Below are 24164 nucleotides of genomic sequence, written 5' to 3' on the forward strand. Positions count from 1 at the left end.
AGACAGGAAACAAACACATGTCATTTTCCCAAGCGGTCAGCGGCCTTGGTGCTGCTTCAAGTAACCTTGATGTCATCGGTAACAACATTGCCAACTCCGCCACTGCGGGCTTTAAATCGAGCACCATCGCGTTTGCCGATATGTTTGCCGGTTCTAACGTCGGCCTCGGCACCAAAGTCGCTGCGGTAATCCAGAACTTTAACGACGGCGCCACCACCACGACCAGCCGTGGCCTGGACGTTGCGCTGAGTGGCAACGGTTTCTTCCGTATGACCGACAGCAGCGGCGGCGTCTTCTATTCACGCAATGGTCAGTTAACGCTGGATGCCAACCGTAACCTGGTCAATACCCAGGGTCTGAACGTGACCGGCTATCCGGCCAGCGGTTCACCGGCCACTATCCAGGCAGGTGCTAACCCGGTGGCGCTGCGTATTCCTACCGAGCAGATGTCAGCCCGCGCGACCACCACTGCCGGTCTGGTTGCCAACCTGAACTCAACGGATACAACGCCATCTGTGGCCACCTTCTCGACGGCGAACGCAGACAGCTACAACAAGAAAACCACGGCAACCGTGTTCGACTCGCAGGGTAATGATCACGCGCTCGACATGTATTTCGTGAAAGACACCACCAGCAACAGCTGGACCGTGCGCACCATTGATGGCAACACCGGCAGTTCAGCGGGTGACTTCAGAATGGCATTTGACACCAGCGGTAAGCTGACCAGCGTCTCTAAGCTGGATGCCACCGGCGCTGTCGTCAGCACGACTACCGATGGCACCGTCGGCCTGACGCTGAACGTGGGCGGAGCGAATGGCGCAGTCGCCAATCAGCCGATCAACCTGAGCATGCTGGGCAGCCTGCAGCAGAACACCGGCAGCACCACCTTTGGCAGCCCGACCCAGGATGGTTATGCGCCTGGCGATCTGACCAGCTACGCGATCAATGATGACGGCACCATCACCGGCAGCTACTCAAACCAGAAAACCCAGCTGCTGGGTCAGATTGTCCTGGCTAGCTTCTCTAACCCGGAAGGTCTGCAGTCTCAGGGCGACAACGTCTGGTCTGCGTCAAGTGCATCCGGTCAGGCAGCAATCGGTCTGGCGAATACCGGCACCTTTGGTTCACTGACGGCTGGCGCACTGGAATCTTCCAACGTCGACATGAGTAAAGAGCTGGTGAACATGATCGTCGCGCAGCGTAACTATCAGGCGAATGCGCAGACCATTAAAACTCAGGACCAGATTCTCAACACGCTGGTTAACTTACGTTAATTCGCTAACAGGATTGCCATATGGATCACGCGATATATACCGCGATGGGCGCGGCCAGCCAGACGCTGGATCAGCAGGCGGTTACCGCCAGCAACCTCGCCAACGCCTCTACACCGGGTTTTCGTGCGCAGCTGAATGCGCTGCGCGCTGTGCCGGTGAGTGGCTGGTCGCTGCCAACCCGTACGCTGGTCGCCGCCTCGACACCGGGCGCCGACATGAGTCAGGGCGCGATGGATTACACCGAGCGTCCGCTCGATGTAGCGGTGCAGCAGGATGGCTGGCTGGCGGTGCGTACCGCTGACGGCAGCGAAGCCTATACCCGCAACGGCAATATGCAAATCAGTCCGACCGGTACGCTGACGGTTCAGGGCAATCCTGTGATGGGCGATGGCGGTCCGATTGTGATCCCGCAGGGCACTGAAATCACCATTGCAGCCGACGGCTCGATCACCGGGCTGAATGCCGGTGATTCGCCGAACGCCACGGTTCAGCTGGGCAAGCTGAAGCTGGTCAGGGCAACCGGACAGGAGCTGCAGCGCAGTGATGACGGCATGTTCCGGCCTACTGCGTCGACGCAGGCGACCCGCGGTGCCGCGCTGCAGGCTGATGCCACTATGCAGGTGATGCCTGGCGTGCTGGAAGGCAGCAACGTCAAACCGGTAGAAACCATGGTCGATATGATCGCCAACGCCCGACGTTTTGAGATGCAGATGAAAGTCATCACCAACGTCGACGAAAATGAACAAAAAGCCAACCAGCTCCTGAGCATGGGCTAAGGCACGAGGATAACAACATGATTCGTTCTTTATGGATCGCTAAGACCGGTCTTGATGCGCAGCAGATGAACATGGACGTTATTGCCAACAACCTGGCAAACGTCAGCACCAACGGCTTTAAGCGTTCGCGTGCCGTGTTCGAAGATCTGATGTACCAGACTATGCGCCAGCCGGGCACCCAGTCATCTGAACAGACAACGCTGCCATCTGGTTTGCAGATCGGTACCGGTGTACGTCCGGTGACCACTGAACGTCTGCATACGCAGGGCAACCTGTCGCAGACCAGCAACTCAAAAGATATCGCCATTAACGGCCAGGGTTATTTTCAGATTCAGATGCCGGATGGCACCTCTGCTTATACCCGTGACGGCGCGTTTCAGGTTGATCAGAACGGCCAGCTGGTGACCAACTCCGGTTTCCCGGTACAGCCAGGCATTACTATTCCGGCTAACGCCACCAGCATCACGGTGTCGCGTGACGGTGTGGTCAGCGTGACGCAGCAGGGCCAGGCTCAGGCCGCGCAGGTCGGTCAGTTAACCCTGAGCACCTTTATGAATGACGCCGGTCTCGATAGCGTGGGTGAAAACCTCTACAAGGAAACGCAGGCATCGGGCGCTCCGACGGACAGCACGCCAGGCCAGAACGGCGCGGGCCTGCTCTATCAGGGCTATACCGAAACCTCGAACGTTAACGTAGCGGAAGAACTGGTCACCATGATTCAGACGCAGCGCGCCTACGAAATCAACAGCAAGGCGATCAGTACCTCTGATCAGATGCTGGCGAAATTAACTCAGCTTTAATCCCGAACAGGGCCAGCGCGTGCTGGCCTGAATGACAGACATTAATAAGGTCGTGACGCCGTGGCGAAGCAACAGATTCTCAAGCCTGGACATTGGTTAGTCGCCTCGTTGCTGCTAACTCTCAACGGATGTGCCCTGGTCCCGCGTACCCCGCTGGTCGAAGGTGCAACTACAGCGCAACCAATGCCGTCCGCGCCACCGGTGGTCAACGGCTCTATATTCCAGGGCGTCGCACCGCTTAACTACGGCTATCAGCCGCTGTTTGAAGATCGCCGTCCACGCAACATTGGCGATACTCTGACCATTACGCTGCAGGAAAACGTCAGCGCCAGCAAGAGCTCCTCAGCCAATGCCAGTCGCGATGGCAGCAACAGCTTTGGTGTGAGCGCGGTGCCGACTGGTCTGGCAGGCCTGGTGGGTGCAGGTGGTGAAAAAGCCAACCTCAGCGCCGAAGGCAAAAACGATTTCGCAGGTAAAGGCGGCGCATCCGCCAATAACACCTTTACCGGCACCATTACCGTCACCGTGGATCAGGTGTTGTCAAACGGCAACCTGCACGTGGTCGGTGAAAAACAGATCGCCATTAATCAGGGCACGGAGTTCATTCGCTTCTCGGGCGTGGTCAACCCACGCACCATCAGCGCCAGTAACGCCGTGTTATCTACCGCTGTCGCCGATGCACGTATTGAGTACGTCGGAAATGGTTACATCAATGAGGCGCAGACCATGGGTTGGTTCCAGCGTTTCTTCCTGAACATCTCGCCGATGTAAGAGGTTTCAATGAAAAAGTTAACGCTGTTACGCGCCGGGCTGGCGCTGCTGCTGGGCTTCAGCCTGCTGGCAAAAGCCGATTTGATTCGTGATTTAACCACGGTACAGGGCGTTCGTGATAACCAGCTGCTGGGCTACGGCCTGGTTGTGGGGCTGGATGGCACCGGTGACCAGACTACCCAGACGCCATTTACTACCCAGACAGTGAGCAACATGCTGTCGCAGCTTGGTATTACCGTTCCCACCGGGACCAACATGCAGCTGAAGAACGTGGCGGCCGTCATGGTCACCGCAAAACTGCCCTCGTTTGCCCGTCAGGGACAGAACCTGGATGTGGTGGTCTCGTCACTGGGTAACGCCAAAAGCCTGCGCGGCGGCACGCTGTTAATGACGCCGATGAAAGGGGTCGATAACCAGGTTTATGCGCTGGCGCAGGGTAATATCCTTGTCGGTGGCGCGGGTGCGTCAGCGGGCGGCAGCAGTGTTCAGGTTAACCAGCTGAACGGTGGCCGTATTACCGGCGGTGCTACCGTTGAGCGTGAACTGCAGAGCAACTTTGGTACGCAGAACACCATTAACCTGCAGCTTAACAGCGAAGATTTCTCGATGGCGCAGCGAATTGCTGATGCTATTAACGCCCGAGGCGCCTACGGCGCAGCACAGCCGCTGGATGCCCGTACCGTGCAGATCCGCGTATCGCCTAATAATGGAGCGCAGGTGCGTCTGCTGGCTGAGATCCAGAACATTAATGTGTCGATCCCGGTTGAAGATGCCAAAGTCATCATCAACTCCCGTACCGGTTCGGTGGTAATGAACCGTGAAGTGACGCTGAATCAGTGTGCGGTGGCGCAGGGCAACCTGTCGGTGACGGTTAACCAGCAGCAGAACGTCAGTCAGCCTGATACCCCACTGGCCGGTGGTCAGACGGTGGCGACGACGCAGACTCAGATCGATCTGCGCCAGACCGGCGGTGCGCTGCAACGCGTCAACGCCAGCGCCAACCTGAACAACGTGGTGCGTGCGCTGAATGCGCTGGGTGCGTCACCTATCGAACTGATGTCAATTCTGCAGTCGATGCAGAGTGCCGGCTGTCTGCGTGCCAAACTGGAAATTATCTGATGGCTGATATGCAATCTCTGACGAGTTCGGCTTTCGACAGCCGTTCCCTGAATGAACTGAAACGCCAGGCCAGCAACGATCCGAAAGGACAAGCGTTGCAGGTGGCGCGTCAGGTCGAAGGGATGTTTGTACAGATGATGCTGAAGAGTATGCGCGAGGCGTTGCCGCAGGACGGCATTATGGGCAACGAGCAGACCAAACTCTTTACCTCTATGTATGACCAGCAGATTGCACAGGAGATGGGGAAACGTGGCCTCGGCCTGGCGGAAACCATCGTCAAACAGATGCAGCCCGCCACCGCGCCGGATGAAAAAGCCGGTACGGTGCCGATGAAGCTGGATAACAGCTTTGTTCTCAGCACCAGCGGGGCAACACCACTGCCCACGCAGCAGCTGGAGCAGATTGTGCGTAAGGCAATGCCGCGTCTGCCGCCGGTCGCTTCACCGACGGGTCTGCCCAGTGACAGCCGCGAGTTTATCGCCCAGCTGACGCAACCGGCCCAGGCTGCCAGCCAGCAGAGTGGCATTCCTCATCACCTTATTCTGGCGCAGGCTGCGCTGGAGTCAGGATGGGGCCAGCGTCAGATCCTGACCCGCGACGGCAAACCGAGCTACAACGTGTTCGGGATTAAAGCCAGCGGCGACTGGAAAGGTGACACCACCGATATCATGACCACCGAATATGAGCAGGGCGAAGCGAAGAAAGTGCGTGCCAGCTTCCGCGTCTATAACTCCTATTTCGAGGCGCTGACCGACTACGTCAAACTCCTGACCAAAAACCCACGCTATGCGGCGGTGACGAATGCCGCAAGCGCAGAGCAGGGTGCGCAGGCCTTACAGGCGGCCGGTTATGCCACCGATCCAAAATATGCGCAAAAGCTGGTGGGAATGATTCAGCAATTCAAAAGTATGGGCGACAAAGTCGTCAAAGCTTACAGTCAGGATATGGGTGACCTGTTCTGATCATTGCGCCTCAAGTTTCACTTTAGCAAGCCGATAACATCCCTATAGCCAGAAGCGTTTTCGCCTGCTGGCGCCCACATTGATGTCTGCCAGCCCGGTTGACGGGGAACGTAAGGAACCGAGATGTCCAGCATAATTAACTCCGCGATGAGCGGATTGAGTGCCGCGCAGGCCGCTCTGAGCACCACGAGTAACAACATTTCCAATTACACCGTGGCGGGCTATTCACGTCAGACCACGGTACTGGCGCAGGCGAACAGTACCCTGCAGGGCAATAGCTATTATGGTAACGGCGTGAATATCACCGGTGTACAACGTGAATATGATGCGTTTATTGCTACGCAGCTGCGCGGTTCCAGCGCGAACTACAGCGCGGTAAGCACCCAGCACAGCCAGATTTCTAACATTGACGATCTGCTGTCGACCTCGACTACCAGCCTGTCGACGTCGCTGCAGGGCTTCTTTACCAACCTGCAGAACGTGGTCAGCAACGCCAACGATCCGTCGGCGCGTCAGTCGATGCTCAGCAATGCGCAGGGGCTGGTCAGCCAGTTCCAGACGTCAGCACAATACCTGAATAATATGCAGAACAGCGTCAACGCCGATGTCGATTCCAGCATCAAGCAGGTCAATACCATTACCAGCCAGATTGCCGATCTGAACAAACAGATTGGCAAACTGAGCACGGCAAACGGTGCCGCACCTAACGATCTGCTCGATAAGCGCGATCAGTTGGTGAATACCCTGAATAACGTGGTTGGTGTGACGGTATCGCAGCAGGATGGCGGTTACACGGTCGCGATGGCCAATGGCCTGACGCTGGTGAACGGCGACAAATCTCACGATCTGGTGGCGATGCCCTCCAGCAGCGATCCGACACGCACTACCATCGGCTATGTCGATAAACAGGCGGGCAACGTCGAGATCCCGGAAAAGCTGATTACCACCGGTTCACTGGGCGGTCTGCTGGCGTTCCGTACTCAGGATCTGGATCTGGCACAGAACCAGCTGGGTCAGTTAGCGGCGGCGTTTACCACCAGCTTCAACGATGTTCACAAGCAGGGCTTTGATAGCAAAGGCAATCAGGGCGTCGATTTCTTTAATATCGGCAGCCCGATCGTGGTGGGCAACAGTAAAAACAGCACCGCCGCGTCCGTCACCGCTGAGTGGACCGATACCAGTGCACTGAAAGCGTCCAACTACACCGTGAGTTATGACGGCAATAACTGGACCGCGACCCGCGCCTCAGACAGTACGGCCGTTACCATCACGCCAGGTACCGATGCCAGTGGCAACACCACGCTGAGCTTTGACGGCCTGAAACTGACCGTCGCTGGCACGCCTGCACCTGCTGCCAAAGACAGTTTCCTGGTGAAGCCGGTCCAGAACGCCATCAACGATATGTCAGTCGCGATCACCAGTGAATCGCAGGTGGCCGCCGCGGGTGCCGTAGGCGGTGAGAGTGATAACCGTAATGCGCAAAAACTGCTGAATCTGCAGGATGTGAAACTGGTCGGCGGCAACGCCACGCTGTCTCAGGCCTACGCCACCATCGTCAGTAGTGTGGGTAACAAAACCAGTTCACTGGAAACTACCAGCACCACTCAGAAAAGCGTGGTCAGCCAGCTGACCCAGCGCCAGCAATCGGTCTCTGGGGTAAACCTCGATGAGGAGTACGCCAACCTGACCAAATATCAGCAATATTACATGGCTAATGCGCAGGTGCTGCAGACTGCCAGCACCGTGTTTAATGCATTGATCAATATTCGCTAAGGGCAGGAGATAACATGCGAATCAGTACCAATATGATTTTTGAGCAGCAGGTGCGCGGCATCACTGACTCACAGGCCTCCTGGCTGAAATCAGGCCAGGAGCTTTCCAGCGGCCGCCGTGTGAATAATCCTTCGGACGATCCGATTGCCGCGTCTCGTGCTGTCGTGTTGTCTCAAACCCAGCAGCAGGGCAAGCAGTATGAGCTGGCGCGTACCTTTGCCGAGCAGGGTCTGTCACTGGAAGAGAATACGCTGAAAGGCGTCACCGATGGGATCATTGCTGCGCAAGGGCTGATCGTCAACGGTTCAACCGGTACGCTGAGCGACGATGACCGTGGTTCGATTGCTACCCAGCTGGAGGGTATCCGCGCCCAGTTGCTGAACCAGGCCAACAGCCAGGATGCCAATGGCCGCTATATTTTTGCCGGTTATAAAACTGACAGCGCGCCATTTGTGGATGCGGCTGGCACCGGCGTCGGTTACGCAGGCGGCACCGATGCGATCACTCAGAAGGTCGATACCAGCCGTACGATGACCGTGGGCCATACCGGTGACAATATCTTTATGGCGATCTCCGGCAATGCCACCAAAGAGCCGGATGGCAGCGCCAGCGAAACGAATGTGTTTACGATGCTGGATAGCGCCATTGCTGCACTGAAAGTGCCGCAGGATGATGCTGATGCCGCAACCAAACAGACCTTCCAGGCGGCGATGGATAAAACCAACCGTGGCCTGGGTAACTCGCTGAATAATGTCTTAACCGTGCGTTCTGAGATTGGTACCCAGCTTTCAGAGATCGATACGCTGAATGCCCAGGGCGATGACCGTAGCGTGATTTACAGTTCGCAGATGAGTGACCTGGTTAACGTCGATTTAACCGAAGCGGCTTCTAACTACACCATGCAGCAGACGGCATTACAGGCGTCCTATAAGACCTTTACCGACATGTCTAAGATGTCGCTGTTCCAGATGAACTCGTAGTCTGACCTGAAATTTTGAGCGTACTTTAACCGGATACGCTTACTTTTTCCCACCCTCCCGCTAAAGGAGGGTGGGATTTTTTTGCCTGCGATTCAGCCGGTGGCGGGAGTGATAGAAATTAAACCGGGTTGATTTACATCGCAGGCTGCTCGCATGGCAGTCCTGCTTTTACGCTTTCACGCACACACTTTCCTGATTCCTGATTCCTGATAAACGAGGAGGGGAGGTTAATTATCCTCTGTCCGCTGGCGGGCAGAATCGCAGGCATAAAAAAACCCCGGCTTGCAGGCCGGGGTTCAGTTCACAACAGCTTATGCGTTACGGCTTGGTCGCCGGGGCAGTGGCATGATGTGTGGCGCTATGACCACCTGCAGAACCGCGACCGTCGAACTCATAAGGTGCACGCACCCAGTCACTATGTGGTGCCGGTTCTGACTGCCAGACTGGCGCAGGTGCTTTAGTCATCGGCGCAGAGGCAAAATGTTTCCAGCGCGTACCGTCATTCGGCACTGAGGCAGTTGCAGGTACTGATACAACAGGTTCGGCCGCAGTCACCGGTGCTTCAGGGGCGACATCGCGTGCGGCTACCGGAGCATGAGGTTCACGAACAGGCGCTGTTTCAGCTTCAGCAGCGACCGGCGCATTCAGAACTTCTTCAACTTCTGCTGCGATCGCTTCGCTGACGTCGGTAGCCGATTGCTCAGCAACCTCCACAGGCTGTGCTTCTTCTGCAACCGCTGCAGGCTGTGCAGTCTCAACCGCTGGTGTCACAACCGGCGCTTCAGTGACAGGCTCAGCAGGCACGGCTTCGGCTGCTACCGCTTCCGCTTTTGCTTCATCTGCCGCCGGAACAACGGAAGGCTGCTCGTCAACCGGCGCGTCGATAGCACGGGTATCGTCAGTATTCACGACCGGCACTGGCGTTTCTGCCTGCGGCTCGGCCTGTTGCACTGGCGCTTCCTGAGCAACAGATTCAACAGCGGCAGCAACAGGCAGCGCACTCGCGGCGTCTGCTGTCTCTTCGCGGTTGTACGCTGGCGTCTCGTGAGTCACATTCTGAACCTGCTCTTCGCTGGCCTGGCTCACCGGGTAACGGATCCAGACTTTACCGGATGCCATCTCTGGTGATGCAGCTGCAGCGGCCAGCGGCATTGCTGACTGAGTCGGATAACGCTCATCACGGTAACGACGACGACGCTGTCCGCTGACGCGCAGATGACGAGGCGAACGACGTGAACGACGCGGCATATTGGCGTTATCACGGTTGTCGTTGTCATCCTGCTCTTCACCCTGGGGTGCCTGGAACTCAGGCTGCGGCTGAGCCACCTCTGTCTGCTGAGGCTGACGCACTTCAGCCGGCTGGGCAAAGTCGCTGGCTTCGGCTGGCATAGGTGGACGGTTATCATCAACACGCACCTTCTGGTTCAGCTGACGCGGCTTGCGACGCGGCATAACCTGTACGCGCTCATCATCCTGCGGCTCGGTCACGTCCGGAACGTCGGCTACCACTACCTGCTGCTCAGCCACTTTGGCAGCTTCTTCACCGGCGCGTTTCTCTTCCTGACGACGACGCTGACGCTCAGCACGCTGTTCACGGCGCTGTTGCTGCTGCTCATCACGCTGCTGACGTGCTTCTTCGCTCAGTGCCGGACGCTCTTCACGCACTTCACCAGCCTGGGACTGACGCTTGTTACGGCGATTATCGTTACCCTCGCGCGGCTCGCGATTTTCACGTGGCTCGCGACTTTCGCGCGGTTCACGACTTTCACGAGGTTCGCGGTTTTCACGAGGCTCACGGTTTTCGCGTGGTTCACGGCCTTCACGCGACTGCGCGTTATCTCCGTTACGCGGCGTACGCTCACGACGATTATTGTTACGGCGGTTGTTATTATTGCTGCGGCGCTCGCCACGGCCATTGCCGTTTTCCTGCTCGCTTTCAGGCGCTTTCTGAGGTTCTGCAACCTCAGTGGCCACTGGTGCGGCGGCAGGGGCTTCTTCGCCTGCGAACATTTTTTTCAGGCCACCAAGCAGACGGCCAAAGAAGCCGGTGCTGACGGTAGCAGGCGCAGCCACAGCAGGTGCTGCTTTTGCGGCCGGCTGGGCTTCAGCGCGCTGCGCTTCTGGCTCAACTTCTACCGGTGCAGGAGGCGCATCAGGCATCACAAACGCGGCCAGAGCAGGCTGCTCAGGACGACGACGTTCAGCATGTTCCTCTTCCGACGGCATCGCCATTTCGGCTTCATGCAGCTTCGGCAGATGATAGCTCAGGGTCTGCGTCTCTTCGCCTTTGCGCACGCGCAGCACGGAGTAGTGTGGGGTCTGCATCTTGTCGTCAGGAACGATGATAGCCCGCACGCCACCCTGGCGTGTTTCAATAGCGTTAACCGCTTCACGTTTTTCATTCAGCAGGTAAGAGGCCACCTGAACCGGAACAATGGCGTGAACTTCTTTGGTGTTGTCTTTCAGCGCTTCTTCTTCAATCAGACGCAGGATCGACAGCGCCAGTGACTCGTTATCACGGATGGTGCCGGTGCCGCTACAGCGTGGGCAGACGTGATGACTGGATTCACCTAATGACGGGCTCAGACGCTGACGGGACATCTCCAGCAGGCCGAAACGTGAAATGTGGCTGATCTGAATGCGGGCGCGGTCCTGACGGACAGCTTCACGCAGACGATTCTCAACCGCGCGCTGATGGCGTACCGGCGTCATATCGATGTAATCGATAACGATCAGGCCGCCCAGGTCACGCAGACGCAGCTGACGAGCAATCTCATCGGCCGCTTCAAGGTTGGTGTTGAACGCGGTCTCTTCGATATCACCGCCGCGCGTCGCACGTGCTGAGTTGATATCGATAGCGGTCAGCGCTTCGGTACTGTCGATCACAATCGAGCCACCGGAAGGCAGGCGGACTTCACGCTGGAAAGCGGATTCGATTTGCGATTCGATCTGATAGTGGCTGAACAGCGGGATTTCACCGGTATAGAGCTTAATTTTGCTGCTGAAGTCCGGACGGCCCAGCGCAGCGATATGCTGACGCGCCAGTTCCAGTACTTTCGGGTTATCGATAAGGATTTCACCGATGTCCTGACGCAGATAGTCGCGGAAGGCACGCACAATTACGTTACTTTCCTGATGGATCAGGAACGGAGCAGGGCGGTTTTCAGCGGCTTTCTTGATCGCTTCCCAGTGTTTGAGACGGAAGCTTAAATCCCACTGCAGCGATTCGGCTGATTTACCGACGCCCGCAGTACGGACAATCAGGCCCATACCTTCCGGCAGTTCCAGCGCCGACAGGGCTTCTTTCAGTTCGGTACGATCGTCACCTTCGATGCGGCGAGAGATACCGCCTGCACGTGGGTTATTCGGCATCAGTACCAGATAGCTGCCCGCCAGAGAGATAAAGGTGGTCAGCGCAGCGCCTTTATTGCCACGTTCTTCTTTATCGATCTGAACAATGACTTCCTGACCTTCACGCAGCACGTCTTTAATATTCGGACGACCATGCGCGTTATAGCTGGAGGGGAAGTATTCGCGGGATATTTCTTTTAACGGGAGGAAACCGTGACGCTCTGCGCCGTAATCGACAAACGCAGCTTCAAGGCTGGGTTCAATGCGAGTGATTTTACCTTTGTAAATGTTGGCTTTTTTCTGCTCGTGTCCAGGACTTTCAATATCCAGATCGTACAGACGCTGACCGTCAACCAGGGCAACGCGCAACTCCTCCTGCTGAGTTGCGTTTATTAACATTCTTTTCATCGTGACTTACTCGTTATTCTTTCATGAGTGATTACAGCTGCGGGCATAGTTACCCTGGACGAGTATCAACCGATGGCCCCGTGACTTAGTGCAATGTCGTCAACCTCACGGCTGTCGACCGCGCGAGGGGCGCAAATAACGTCGGTGGCCTGTTTTTCATAAGGGAAAACAGCACCAGATAGTGGAAATGCCTGAGAGAATAAAGAAAACCCGTGCATCCCATACTGTTGTCCAGGCCGCAACCCGCAGCCCGCTAAGTGCCTGATTTCGCATTACGTCTTACGCCATTGCTGCGTGTCTGCTCAATCCGGCAAAATGACAATTTCGCTCTTTTTCTGCCCTGAAATGCAACAGGCAAGAAACTCAAGCATTATTCCATTGCTAACCTTCATATAGCAAGGCGACTTTAGCCAGCTTGTGAAGTTTCTTTATATCTAAATCGCTAATGTGTCGGACAAAACAGCGCTTTGCTGAAAAAGCCAGCAGAGAGGCGACCTGCCGTCACATCAACTCCAGAGTTAAGCACAGAAAAAGGGGTGGCGCTATCAGGGGACACTATTTAGAATCGCCGCCATGAAAACAGAGAATCCCGGCGTACATTTTGTCGCCATCACGGCTGAAAATGCCGGACAACGCATTGACAACTTTTTGCGCACCCAGCTCAAGGGTGTGCCCAAAAGCATGATTTATCGCATCGTTCGCAAAGGCGAGGTGCGGGTGAATAAAAAGCGCGTCAAGCCAGAATATAAGCTGGAGGAGGGCGATGAGGTGCGCATTCCGCCGGTTCGTGTAGCGGAACGCGATGAAGATGCCGTTTCCCCCAAACTGGCGAAAGTGGCTTCACTGGCCAATGCCATCCTGTTTGAGGATGAGTCGCTGCTGGTGATGAACAAGCCTTCCGGCACAGCCGTGCATGGCGGTAGCGGACTCAGCTTCGGGGTGATTGAAGGGTTACGTGCCCTGCGGCCGGAAGCACGCTTTCTGGAGCTGGTGCATCGCCTGGATCGTGATACCTCCGGTATTCTGCTGGTCGCTAAAAAGCGTTCGGCGCTGCGTTCCCTTCATGAGCAACTGCGTGAAAAGGGGATGCAGAAAGATTATCTGGCCCTGGTGCGCGGCAACTGGCCGTCACACCTGAAGGTGGTTCAGGCGCCGCTGCTGAAAAACATCCTGCAGAGCGGTGAGCGCGTGGTGCGCGTCAGCAGCGAAGGCAAAGCCTCAGAAACCCGCTTTAAAGTAGAAGAGCGGTTCGAATTTGCCACGCTGGTGAAAGCGAGCCCGGTCACCGGTCGTACCCATCAGATTCGCGTCCATACGTTGCATGCCGGGCATCCCATTGCCTTCGATGATCGCTACGGAGAACGTGAGTTTGACAGTCAGCTGGCGGCAACCGGTTTAAAACGCCTGTTCCTGCATGCTGCGGCGCTGACCTTTACGCATCCCGGCACTGGTGAAGTGATGCGGGTCGAAGCGCCACTGGATGATGGCCTGAAGCAATGCCTGCTTAAGCTGCGTCAGCTGAAAGCGTAATCTCTCCGGCATCAGTTCGTTAAAGGATTGATGCCGGCCTGCTGCAACATCTCATTGAGCGCGATCAACGGCAGCCCGACCAGCGTATTGGGATCGCGTCCCTCCAGCCGATCAAACAGACAAATCCCCAGACCTTCACTTTTAAAACTGCCCGCACACTGAAGCGGCTGCTCCTTTTCCACATAGCCGTTGATTTCAGCGTCAGTTAACGTGCGGAAATGAACCACAAAGGGCTCACAGCAGTGCAGCAGCGTGCCACTGACCGGATGAAATAGCGCCAGACCGGTGTAAAAGGTAATGGCTTTTCCGCTGGCGGCACGCAGTTGCGCCCGCGCATTCTCAGCGGTATGAGGCTTACCGGCGATTGCGCCATCCAGCACGCAAACCTGGTCGGAGCCGATTATCCAGTGGCTGGGATACGTTTTTGCCAGTGCCTGCGCTTTAGCCACGGCAAGACGGGTCACCAGTGCTTCTGCGGTCTCATCGGGCTGGGGTGACTCATCAACCTCAGGCGCGGCGGTAATAAAAGGCAGGCCCAGTTTATGCAGTAATGCCTGCCGAAAGGGCGAGGTTGAAGCTAAAAGAATCGATGGCGTCATTTTTTTTCAATAGTGATAGCGAATTGGTGACAGTCATTTTAAACTGTGCGCCGCACTGGATGCGAATAGTGGTTGAAAGATGCTGTTTAACGGCCTTTTTCTTTGACTCTATGACATTACAAAGTTAATATGCGCGCCCTATGCAAAAGGTAAAATTACCCCTAACGCTGGACCCTGTCCGCACTGCTCAGAAGCGCCTTGATTATCAGGGTGTCTACACATCTGTACAGGTGGAGCGTGTGGCCGAGTCGGTCGTTAGTGTGGACAGTGATGTGGATTGTGCCATGTCGTTTGCGGTTGATAACCAACGTCTGGCAGTACTGACGGGTACTGCTGAAGTACAAGTGACGTTGCGTTGCCAGCGCTGCAACCAGACCTTTCCTCATCACGTAAAAGTGAGTTACTGCTTCAGCCCTGTCTCTTCTGAAGAGCAGGCCGAGGCATTGCCGGAAGCGTACGAGCCGGTCGATGTCAACGAGTTTGGTGAGATCGATCTGCTGGCGGTTGTCGAGGATGAAATTATTCTCGCGCTGCCGGTCGTTCCGGTGCACGATTCTGAACACTGTGAAGTGTCCGAGGCGGACATGGTCTTTGGTAAACTGCCTGCAGAGGTGGAGAAACCAAATCCATTTGCCGTATTAGCCAGTTTAAAGCGTAAGTAATAGGAGTAAGGTCCATGGCCGTACAACAGAATAAACCCACCCGTTCTAAGCGTGGTATGCGTCGTTCACACGATGCGCTGACCACTGCTGCTCTGTCAGTAGATAAAGTTTCTGGCGAAACTCATCTGCGTCACCACATCACTGCGGACGGTTACTACCGCGGTCGCAAGGTTATCGTTAAGTAAGTTTCTTGCTTAGCAAGGCGATACCTTGACACGTTTGACCCTGGCGATTGATGCCATGGGCGGGGACTTCGGTCCCTGCGTGACAGTGCCTGCAGCATTGCAGGCACTGGCCTCTCATTCGGAACTATTCCTTCTTCTGGTCGGACACCCCGACACTCTCATGCCATTGCTTGCCAAAGCGGATTCCTCCCTGATGGGGCGTTTGCAGGTTATCCCTGCCGAATCGGTTATTGCAAGTGATGCGCGGCCCGCTCAGGCCATCCGCAACAGTCGCGGCAGCTCAATGCGTGTGGCACTGGAGATGGTTAAAGAGGGACGTGCACAGGCCTGCATCAGCGCTGGGAATACCGGTGCGCTGATGGGGCTGTCGACACTCTTATTAAGACCGCTGGATGGCATTAAACGCCCGGCGCTAATGTCCGTTTTACCGCACCAGCAACAGGGTAAAACCGTGGTGCTGGATCTGGGCGCAAATGTGGGCTCAGACAGTGCGATGCTGGTGCAGTTTGCTGTAATGGGGTCGGTAATGGCTGAGCATGTGCTTGGTATTGCACGGCCCCGTGTCGCGTTGCTCAATATTGGTCATGAAGAGACCAAAGGGCTGGAAACAATCCGCGACGCCGCGGCAGTGCTGCGAGAATCACCGCAAATCAACTATATTGGTTACCTTGAAGGTAACGAACTGCTTACCGGTAAAACGGATGTGATGGTCTGTGACGGTTTTGTCGGAAACGTCACGCTGAAGACTATGGAAGGCGTGGTAAGAATGTTTCTTTCTCTGCTGAAGTCATCAGGGGAAGGTAAAAAACGGTCATGGTGGCTTCAGTTGCTGGGGCGCTGGATTCAGAAACGTCTGACGAAGCGCTTCGGGCATCTCCACCCTGACCAGTACAATGGCGCTTGTCTGTTAGGATTGCGCGGAACAGTGATCAAGAGTCACGGTGCGGCAAATCAACACGCCTTCGCTGTGGCGATAGAACAGGCAGAGCAGGCGGTGAGGCAGCAAATTCCCGAGCGAATTGCTGCGCGCCTTGATGCTGTATTAGCCAGGAGTGACAAAGCCTAGATGTATACCAAAATTATCGGTACGGGCAGTTATCTGCCAAGCCAGATCCGCACCAATGCCGATCTGGAAAAAATGGTGGAGACGTCGGACGAGTGGATTGTTACCCGTACCGGCATCCGCGAGCGCCGTATTGCTGCGCCTGACGAAACCGTCGCCACTATGGGATTCAGTGCGGCGCAACGCGCCCTTGAAATGGCAGGCATTGAAGCGAACGATGTTGGGCTGATTATTGTCGCCACAACCTCTTCCAGCCATGCCTTCCCCAGCTCTGCCTGCATGATCCAGCAAATGCTGGAGATCAAAGACTGTGCGGCGTTTGACCTCGCTGCCGCCTGTGCAGGCTTCACCTATGCACTGAGCGTGGCCGATCAATACATCAAAAATGGCGCAGTGAAACATGCTCTGGTGATTGGTGCTGATGTCCTGGCACGCGCACTTGATCCGGAAGATCGCGGCACCATCATCCTGTTTGGCGATGGTGCAGGCGCGGTCGTGCTGGGTCAGAGCGAAGAGCAGGGGATCATCTCTACCCATCTTCATGCTGATGGTCGCTATTCACAGCTGCTGACGCTGCCTTATCAGGATCGTGCGCATCAGGATCAGCCCGCTTATGTCACCATGTCAGGCAACGAAGTCTTCAAGGTTGCCGTCACCGAGCTGGCTCACATCGTTGATGAAACGCTGCAGGCCAATAATCTCGATCGTGAAATGCTGGACTGGCTGGTGCCGCATCAGGCGAACCTGCGCATTATCAGCGCCACCGCGAAAAAACTCGGCATGACCATGGATAAAGTGGTCGTCACACTGGATCGTCATGGCAATACCTCTGCCGCATCGGTGCCAAGTGCACTGGATGAAGCGGTCCGTGATGGCCGCATCAAACCCGGACACCTTATTCTGCTGGAAGCCTTTGGTGGTGGATTCACCTGGGGTTCTGCGCTGGTTCGCTTTTGATTGACAGGAACGAAAAATGACGCAATTTGCATTTGTTTTCCCCGGTCAGGGTTCACAGACCGTGGGCATGCTGACTGAATTAGCGGCAACCTATCCGCTGGTAGAAGAGACCTTCCGTGAAGCCTCTGACGCGCTGGGATATGATCTGTGGCAATTAGTGAGTCAGGGTCCGGCTGAAGAGCTGAACAAAACCTGGCAGACTCAGCCTGCACTGTTAGCCGCCTCCGTAGCAATCTATCGTGTCTGGCAGCAGCAGGGCGGTGAACAGCCAGCCCTGATGGCCGGCCACAGCCTGGGTGAATATTCAGCGCTGGTTTGCGCGGGTGTGCTTAACTTTGCTGATGCAGTGAAGCTGGTTGAACTGCGCGGCAAACTGATGCAGGAAGCGGTGCCTGAAGGCACTGGCGCGATGCAGGCGATTATTGGCCTGGATGACGCGGCTATCCGTAAAGCCTGTGAAGAGAGCGCGCAGGGCCAGGTTGTCTCACCGGTTAACTTTAACTCGCCGGGCCAGGTGGTCATTGCGGGTAACAAAGAAGCCGTTGAACGTGCGGGTGCCGCCTGTAAAGCAGCGGGCGCTAAGCGTGCCTTACCACTGCCGGTCAGCGTTCCTTCTCACTGCGCACTGATGAAGCCTGCGGCCGATAAACTGGCGGTGGCGCTGGAGAGCATCACCTTTAACGCGCCTGCGGTACCGGTGATCAACAACGTCGATGTGAAAGCTGAAACCGACGCTGCAGCCATCCGCCATGCGCTGGTCCGTCAGCTCTACAGCCCGGTTCGCTGGACCGAGAGCGTGGAAGCGATGGCAGCACAGGGCGTGACGCAGCTCCTGGAGATGGGGCCAGGTAAAGTCCTGACCGGACTGACGAAACGTATTGTCGATAGCCTGACAGCGGCTGCCGTTAACGATACTGCATCCCTGACGGCTGCACTCGGTAAGGAATAAGAGGAAAATCATGAGCTTTGAAGGTAAAGTTGCGCTGGTTACCGGCGCGAGTCGCGGCATTGGTCGTGCGATTGCAGAAACACTGGCGGCACGCGGTGCTAAAGTGGTAGGAACTGCAACCAGCCAGAGTGGCGCCGACGCCATCAGTGCTTACCTTGGCGACAAGGGCAAAGGCCTGTTACTTAATGTGACTGACGCTGACTCAATCAGCACTGTTTTAGAGAATATTCGTGCTGAATTTGGCGAAGTGGATATTTTAGTCAATAATGCAGGCATTACGCGTGATAATCTTCTCATGCGCATGAAGGACGATGAGTGGGAGGATATCCTGGATACCAACCTCACATCGGTATTCCGCCTTTCCAAGGCGGTCCTGCGTGCCATGATGAAAAAGCGCGTGGGCCGTATCATCACCATTGGTTCCGTTGTTGGAACCATGGGTAATGCGGGCCAGGCAAACTATGCGGCAGCAAAAGCGGGTTTGATTGGCTTTAGCAAATCACTGGCGCGCGAAATCGCGTCACGTGGCATTACCGTCAACGTCGTGGCTCCAGGCTTTATTGAGACTGACATGACGCGGGCACTGAACGAAGATCAACGTTCCGGTATTTTGGCGGAAGTTCCTGCGGGTCGCTTAGGCGATGCTCAGGAAATCGCCAATGCTGTGGCATTTTTAGCCTCTGACGAAGCAGCCTACATCACAGGTGAAACGCTGCACGTCAATGGCGGAATGTACATGGTCTGATAAATCACGAAATGATTTGCTTTATTTGCGGTTAGAACCGCAAAATAATGCAAAATCGTGGTTCGACCAGCCGGGATTTTGTTGCATCTTTTTCACCATTTTATACACTACGAAAACCATCGCGAAAGCGAGTTTTGATAGGAAATTAAATAGTATGAGCGATATCGAACAACGCGTTAAGAAAATCATCAGTGAGCAGCTGGGTGTGAAAGAGGAAGAAGTCACCAACTCTGCATCTTTCGTAGAAGACCTGGGTGCCGATTCTCTTGATACCGTTGAGCTGGTGATGGCTCTGGAAGAAGAGTTTGATACTGAGATTCCAGACGAAGAAGCTGAGAAAATCACTACCGTTCAGGCAGCGATCGACTATATCAATAGCCATAAAGGCTAATGAATATCTTCAGGCGGTCGCTCGACCGCCTGATTTTTTTGTTTGTCCCACATAGTTCCCTATTTCCCCTCCCTGGAGGACGAACGTGTCTAAGCGTCGTGTAGTTGTGACTGGTCTTGGCATGTTGTCTCCTGTCGGCAATACCGTAGAGTCTACCTGGAGTGCTCTCCTTGCCGGTCAGAGCGGCATTACCCTGATCGACCATTTTGATACCAGTGCTTATGCAACACGTTTTGCAGGTCTGGTAAGAGATTTTAATTGTGATGACTACATCTCGCGCAAAGATCAGCGCAAGATGGATGCCTTCATCCAGTACGGCATTGTGGCCGGTATGCAGGCCATGCAGGACAGTGGTCTGGTTGTTACCGACGAAAATGCAAGCCGTATGGGCGCAGCAATTGGCTCCGGCATCGGTGGTTTAGGTCTGATTGAAGAGAATCATACTTCACTGGTCAACGGCGGCCCGCGCAAAATCAGCCCATTTTTTGTGCCTTCAACCATCGTTAACATGGTGGCGGGTCATCTCAGCATCATGTATGGCCTGAAAGGTCCAAGCATCTCTATCGCGACAGCCTGTACCTCTGGTGTGCATAACATCGGTCATGCCGCACGTATCATCGCCTATAACGATGCTGATGTGATGCTGGCGGGTGGCACAGAGAAAGCCAGTACGCCATTAGGCGTCGGTGGCTTTGGCGCAGCACGTGCTCTCTCAACCCGTAATGAAAACCCGCAAGCGGCCAGCCGCCCGTGGGATAAAGATCGTGACGGTTTTGTGCTGGGTGACGGCGCTGGCATTGTGGTACTCGAAGAGTATGAACATGCGAAGAAACGTGGTGCGAAAATCTACGCGGAAATCGTAGGTTTTGGTATGAGCAGCGATGCCTACCACATGACTTCACCACCAGAAGATGGATCAGGCGCCGCGGCGGCAATGATCAACGCATTGCGCGATGCTCAGCTTACGCCAGAGCAGATCGGCTATGTCAACGCGCACGGCACCTCCACGCCAGCGGGTGATAAAGCGGAAGCGCGGGCGGTGAAATCGGTCTTTGGGGCAGCAGCCAGCAGCGTGATGGTGAGCTCGACCAAATCAATGACCGGGCACTTACTGGGTGCGGCAGGCGCGGTTGAATCGATCTATTCGATTCTGGCGCTGCGCGACCAGGCCGTTCCACCGACCATTAACCTCGACAATCCGGATGAGGGCTGCGATCTCGACTTCGTGCCTCACACCGCGCGTCAGGTTCCCGGTCTGGAGTACACCCTGTGTAACTCCTTCGGTTTCGGCGGAACCAACGGTTCGTTGATCTTCCGTAAAGTGTAATCGTTGTTGATTGCTAAAAAGGCCCGCGATGCGGGCCTTTTTTTATCCTGCAGAATGCGCTGAAATCACGAGTCACGCTCAGGAGAGAACCATGTGGATTAACGGGTTAAAACAATCGGTGCTGGCCATCAGCGACCGTGGCCTGCAGTTTGGCGATGGCTGTTTTACTACCGCCGCCGTGCGTCAGGGTAAAATCGTGCTGCTGGAGAGCCACATTCAGCGACTCAAAGAGGGCTGTGAGCGATTATGGATTGATGGCGTCGACTGGCTTCAGCTTGAGACTGAAATGCGACAGGCCGCGCAGCAACAAACCCAGGCGGTGCTGAAAGTGATTATCAGTGCCGGCAGTGGCGGGCGGGGCTACAGCCGGCGCGGCTGTGGTGAACCCACGCGGATCGTCTCGCTGGCGCCCTGGCCGCAACACTACGCCGATTTACAGCAGCGTGGCGCGTCACTCCGACTCAGCCCGATCCGTCTGGCACGTAATCCACAGTTTGCCGGAATCAAGCACCTTAATCGTCTGGAGCAGGTGATGATCAGAGCTCATCTTGACCAGACAGACGCCGACGAGGCGCTGGTGCTTGACACTGAAGGTTGGGTGGTGGAATGCTGTGCGGCCAATTTATTCTGGCGTCAGGGCTCGCAAATTTTCACGCCTGATCTATCAGCGTCGGGCGTGGATGGCATTATGCGGCGGAGTCTGATGGCGCAACTTGCTGCCGCAGGCCAGGCTTGCCAGGTAATAAAAAGCGAACCGGCGCAGTTGCTGGCCGCCGATGAAGTGGTGATATGTAACGCGCTGATGCCGGTCCTGCCGGTCCGACAGATAGAAGCGGTAGAGTTTACTGAGCGCTCGCTGTTTAATCAGTTGCGCGCAAGCTGTGAAAAGATAATGGATGCATCATGATTCGAAGCAAAAAAATCGTCGTCAGCCTGCTGGCGATCGTGGGTCTCGCGGCTGTGCTGAGTTACTGGCAGGTTAAGCGGTTTGCGGCCACCCCGTTAACTCTGCAGCAGGAAACGATCTACACGCTGCCTGCCGGCACGGGCCGGGTCGCACTTGAAGCGCAGCTGGAAGAGCAGAAGATTATTCCGCACAGTATCTGGTTTGGCGCGCTGCTGCGTCTGGAACCTGAACTGGCGACCTTCAAGGCGGGTACCTATCGCCTTGAGCCGACCATGACTGTGCGCTCACTGCTACAGCTGCTGGCCAGCGGTAAAGAGGCGCAGTTCCCGGTGCGGTTCGTGGAAGGCCAGCGGCTGAAAGAGTGGCTGAGTGAGTTGCGCAAAGCGCCTTATATCCGGCATACCCTGAAAGATGATCAGTTCGCCACCCTTGCCAGCGCACTAAAAGTGGAGCCTGAGCAGCTGGAGGGCAACTTCTTCCCGGATACCTGGCTCTACACGGCTAATACCACCGATATGGCGCTGCTGCAGCGCGCTCATGAGCGGATGAAAAAAACCATTGATGAGGTGTGGCAGGGACGGGCGGATAATCTGCCCTATAAAACCCCACAGGAGCTGGTGACCATGGCCTCAATCATTGAGAAAGAGACTGGCGTCAGCGAAGAGCGCGCGCGCGTAGCCTCGGTGTTTATCAACCGCCTGCGCACCGGTATGCGGTTACAGACCGATCCCACCGTCATCTATGGCATGGGCGACAGCTATAACGGGACGCTGACCCGCAAAGATCTTGAAACGGCCAGCGCTTACAATACCTATATCATTAACGGTCTGCCGCCTGGTCCGATCGCCATGCCGGGTAAAGCCTCCCTGCAGGCAGCGGCCCATCCCGAGAAAACCAACTATCTCTACTTTGTTGCGGACGGCAAGGGCGGCCATACCTTTACGACTAATCTTGCCAGCCATAACAAGGCGGTGCAGGTTTACCGGCAGACGCTAAAGGAAAAAAATGAACAGTAAGTTTATCGTCATTGAAGGCCTGGAAGGCGCCGGTAAAACCACCGCGCGTGATGCCATCGTCGCCACGCTGCGTGCCCGGGGCATTCACGATCTGGTCTTTACCCGTGAGCCTGGCGGAACGCCGCTGGCAGAACAGCTGCGGATGCTGGTTAAGCAGGGTATTGAGGGCGAGCAGGTTACAGATAAAGCGGAACTGCTGATGCTCTATGCGGCGCGGGTTCAGCTGGTGGAAACGGTCATTAAACCAGCGCTGGCTCGCGGTGCCTGGGTGATCGGCGACCGTCATGATCTCTCTTCTCAGGCTTATCAGGGGGGCGGACGTGGACTTGACGCCGATCTGATGCAGACACTACGTGATACCGTGTTAGGTGATTTCCGTCCCGATCTGACACTCTATCTTGATGTGACACCCGACATCGGTCTGCAACGCGCCCGTGCGCGCGGTGAGCTGGATCGCATTGAGCAGGAGTCATTGCGCTTCTTTGAACGCACCCGCGCGCGCTATCTGGCGCTGGCAGCGGAGGACCCCACCATCATCACCATTGATGCCACACAATCACTGGGCGATGTGACAGCGTCACTTCAGGCGGCGCTGGATGGCTGGCTGGCGGAGCAGGCGTGATGAACTGGTATCCGTGGCTGAATCAGCCTTATCGCCAGGTGATTGGCCAGCATCAGGAGAATCGCGCTCACCATGCGTTGTTGATCCAGGCGATGGCAGGTATGGGCGATGAGGCGCTGGTCTGGGGGATGAGCCGCTGGCTGATGTGCCAGCAGCGGGATGGCCTGAAAAGTTGCGGACTGTGCCACGGTTGCCAGCTGATGCAGGCCAATACCCATCCTGACTGGTATCGGCTTGAGGCGGAGAAGGGCAAAAGTACCCTGGGCATCGACGCGGTGCGGCAGGTTACGGAAAAAATGTACCACTTTGGTCAGCAGGGCGGCGCGAAAGTGGTCTGGCTGCCGGATGCCGCGCAGCTTTCGGAAGCGGCGGCCAACGCCCTGCTGAAAACGCTGGAAGAGCCGCCAGCCAACAGCTGGTTCTTCCTCAGCAGCCGCGATCCCTCGCGCCTGCTGGCCACGCTGCGCAGCCGCTGCATGGCGCTGCATCTGACGCCGCCGGACGAAGGACAAAGCCTGCTCTGGCTGAAGAAGCACGCTGCGCACGACGAACAGATGCTGCTAGCGGCTCTGCGTCTGAGCGCAGGTGCACCCGGTGCGGCGCTAAGCCTGCTGGAAAACGGGCCGTGGCAGGCCCGACAGAAGCTCTGCGATGCGCTGTCCGCTGCGTTGCAGCAGGACATCCTGCAACTGCTGCCTGCGCTGAACGCCGACGACGCGGCAGCGCGTATCGGCTGGCTGCTCTCTTTGCTGCTGGATGCAATGAAGTGGCAGCAACATGCAGGTCAGTGGCTGAGTAATATCGATCGTCAGGATGTGGTGCAGTTGCTGGCCAGATACTTTTCTGCCAGCGCGCTCAACAGCAGCATCCAGGACTGGATGCGCTGTCGCGAGCAGCTACTGCATGTGGCATCGGTAAATCGCGAATTATTGCTGACCGATCAGCTTCTGAGCTGGGCGGACAAACAGAAGCCCGCGCAGGTGTGCTAAACCTATCT

General features: G+C 56.1%; 23 protein-coding genes. 21 read left to right on the plus strand and 2 right to left on the minus strand.

Going from position 1 to position 24164, the window contains the following annotated elements; all coding sequences use genetic code 11:
• Window positions 1-17 precede the first annotated feature (17 nt).
• From flgE to flgL, 8 genes are all read left to right on the plus strand, one after another.
• Window positions 18-1274: a flagellar hook protein FlgE gene (gene flgE, locus FOV68_RS08830; protein WP_031592459.1), complete on the plus strand. Its 1257-nt coding sequence runs from the start codon at window positions 18-20 to the stop codon at window positions 1272-1274.
• A gap of 20 nt (window positions 1275-1294) precedes the next feature.
• Window positions 1295-2050: a flagellar basal body rod protein FlgF gene (locus FOV68_RS08835; protein ID WP_010669843.1), complete on the plus strand. Its 756-nt coding sequence runs from the start codon at window positions 1295-1297 to the stop codon at window positions 2048-2050.
• Window positions 2051-2067: 17 nt separating this feature from the next.
• Window positions 2068-2850, plus strand: a complete 783-nt coding sequence (gene flgG / locus FOV68_RS08840) for a flagellar basal-body rod protein FlgG (protein ID WP_003849881.1) — start codon at window positions 2068-2070, stop codon at window positions 2848-2850.
• 60 nt (window positions 2851-2910) lie between these two features.
• On the plus strand, window positions 2911-3621 hold the full coding sequence (locus FOV68_RS08845) for a flagellar basal body L-ring protein FlgH (protein WP_029518984.1): 711 nt from the start codon (window positions 2911-2913) through the stop codon (window positions 3619-3621).
• 9 nt (window positions 3622-3630) lie between these two features.
• Window positions 3631-4740, plus strand: a complete 1110-nt coding sequence (locus FOV68_RS08850; RefSeq protein ID WP_143990623.1) for a flagellar basal body P-ring protein FlgI — start codon at window positions 3631-3633, stop codon at window positions 4738-4740.
• Window positions 4740-5702, plus strand: a complete 963-nt coding sequence (gene flgJ / locus FOV68_RS08855; protein WP_039392471.1) for a flagellar assembly peptidoglycan hydrolase FlgJ — start codon at window positions 4740-4742, stop codon at window positions 5700-5702. The genes FOV68_RS08850 and flgJ overlap by 1 nt, the downstream gene beginning before the upstream one ends.
• Window positions 5703-5825: 123 nt before the next feature.
• Window positions 5826-7475 (plus strand): flagellar hook-associated protein FlgK, encoded by a 1650-nt coding sequence (gene flgK, locus FOV68_RS08860; RefSeq protein ID WP_010669846.1) that lies wholly within the window; start codon window positions 5826-5828, stop codon window positions 7473-7475.
• Between the two features lie 14 nt (window positions 7476-7489).
• The gene (gene flgL, locus FOV68_RS08865) at window positions 7490-8455 is read left to right on the plus strand and encodes a flagellar hook-associated protein FlgL (RefSeq protein WP_031592461.1); all 966 of its coding nucleotides are present in this window, start codon (window positions 7490-7492) and stop codon (window positions 8453-8455) included.
• Window positions 8456-8773: 318 nt separating this feature from the next.
• Here the strand turns inward: flgL and rne are convergent, their stop codons facing one another.
• On the minus strand, window positions 8774-12214 hold the full coding sequence (rne, locus tag FOV68_RS08870; RefSeq protein WP_143990624.1) for a ribonuclease E: 3441 nt from the start codon (window positions 12212-12214) through the stop codon (window positions 8774-8776).
• A 573-nt stretch (window positions 12215-12787) separates the two neighbouring features.
• On the opposite strand from rne, the gene rluC reads away from it, so the two are divergent.
• Window positions 12788-13744, plus strand: a complete 957-nt coding sequence (gene rluC, locus FOV68_RS08875) for a 23S rRNA pseudouridine(955/2504/2580) synthase RluC (protein WP_031592464.1) — start codon at window positions 12788-12790, stop codon at window positions 13742-13744.
• Window positions 13745-13755: 11 nt separating this feature from the next.
• Here the strand turns inward: rluC and FOV68_RS08880 are convergent, their stop codons facing one another.
• The gene (locus FOV68_RS08880; RefSeq protein WP_031592465.1) at window positions 13756-14343 is read right to left on the minus strand and encodes a nucleoside triphosphate pyrophosphatase; all 588 of its coding nucleotides are present in this window, start codon (window positions 14341-14343) and stop codon (window positions 13756-13758) included.
• A gap of 140 nt (window positions 14344-14483) precedes the next feature.
• Between FOV68_RS08880 and yceD the strand changes: the two genes are divergently transcribed.
• The 12 genes from yceD (at window position 14484) to holB (ending at window position 24156) form a co-directional block, all read left to right on the plus strand.
• On the plus strand, window positions 14484-15005 hold the full coding sequence (gene yceD, locus FOV68_RS08885) for a 23S rRNA accumulation protein YceD (RefSeq protein WP_010246346.1): 522 nt from the start codon (window positions 14484-14486) through the stop codon (window positions 15003-15005).
• Between the two features lie 14 nt (window positions 15006-15019).
• Window positions 15020-15190 (plus strand): 50S ribosomal protein L32, encoded by a 171-nt coding sequence (gene rpmF / locus FOV68_RS08890; protein ID WP_003849870.1) that lies wholly within the window; start codon window positions 15020-15022, stop codon window positions 15188-15190.
• Between the two features lie 25 nt (window positions 15191-15215).
• On the plus strand, window positions 15216-16256 hold the full coding sequence (gene plsX / locus FOV68_RS08895) for a phosphate acyltransferase PlsX (RefSeq protein WP_039392475.1): 1041 nt from the start codon (window positions 15216-15218) through the stop codon (window positions 16254-16256).
• Window positions 16257-17210: a beta-ketoacyl-ACP synthase III gene (locus FOV68_RS08900; protein WP_010246341.1), complete on the plus strand. Its 954-nt coding sequence runs from the start codon at window positions 16257-16259 to the stop codon at window positions 17208-17210. It begins immediately after the preceding gene.
• A 16-nt stretch (window positions 17211-17226) separates the two neighbouring features.
• Complete coding sequence (gene fabD, locus FOV68_RS08905) at window positions 17227-18159, plus strand: ACP S-malonyltransferase (protein WP_010669852.1); 933 nt, start codon at window positions 17227-17229, stop codon at window positions 18157-18159.
• A 10-nt stretch (window positions 18160-18169) separates the two neighbouring features.
• Window positions 18170-18904: a 3-oxoacyl-ACP reductase FabG gene (fabG, locus tag FOV68_RS08910; protein ID WP_010246337.1), complete on the plus strand. Its 735-nt coding sequence runs from the start codon at window positions 18170-18172 to the stop codon at window positions 18902-18904.
• A 154-nt stretch (window positions 18905-19058) separates the two neighbouring features.
• Window positions 19059-19295: an acyl carrier protein gene (gene acpP / locus FOV68_RS08915; RefSeq protein WP_003849865.1), complete on the plus strand. Its 237-nt coding sequence runs from the start codon at window positions 19059-19061 to the stop codon at window positions 19293-19295.
• Window positions 19296-19380: 85 nt separating this feature from the next.
• Window positions 19381-20622, plus strand: a complete 1242-nt coding sequence (gene fabF / locus FOV68_RS08920) for a beta-ketoacyl-ACP synthase II (RefSeq protein WP_022625869.1) — start codon at window positions 19381-19383, stop codon at window positions 20620-20622.
• A 91-nt stretch (window positions 20623-20713) separates the two neighbouring features.
• Window positions 20714-21529, plus strand: coding sequence for an aminodeoxychorismate lyase (gene pabC, locus FOV68_RS08925; protein WP_143990625.1), 816 nt, complete (start codon window positions 20714-20716; stop codon window positions 21527-21529).
• Window positions 21526-22545: a cell division protein YceG gene (yceG, locus tag FOV68_RS08930; protein WP_031592470.1), complete on the plus strand. Its 1020-nt coding sequence runs from the start codon at window positions 21526-21528 to the stop codon at window positions 22543-22545. The genes pabC and yceG overlap by 4 nt, the downstream gene beginning before the upstream one ends.
• Window positions 22535-23167 carry a dTMP kinase gene (gene tmk, locus FOV68_RS08935; RefSeq protein WP_033766939.1) on the plus strand — a complete coding sequence of 211 codons (633 nt, stop codon included), beginning with the start codon at window positions 22535-22537 and terminating at the stop codon, window positions 23165-23167. The genes yceG and tmk overlap by 11 nt, the downstream gene beginning before the upstream one ends.
• A complete protein-coding gene (gene holB, locus FOV68_RS08940) occupies window positions 23167-24156 on the plus strand; it encodes a DNA polymerase III subunit delta' (protein ID WP_143990722.1) in 990 nt (329 codons plus the stop codon). The genes tmk and holB overlap by 1 nt, the downstream gene beginning before the upstream one ends.
• Window positions 24157-24164: the final 8 nt, after the last annotated feature.

Origin of the sequence: Pantoea sp. paga (genome assembly GCF_007558755.1) — a bacterium.
Classification (GTDB): Bacteria; Pseudomonadota; Gammaproteobacteria; order Enterobacterales; family Enterobacteriaceae; genus Pantoea; species Pantoea agglomerans.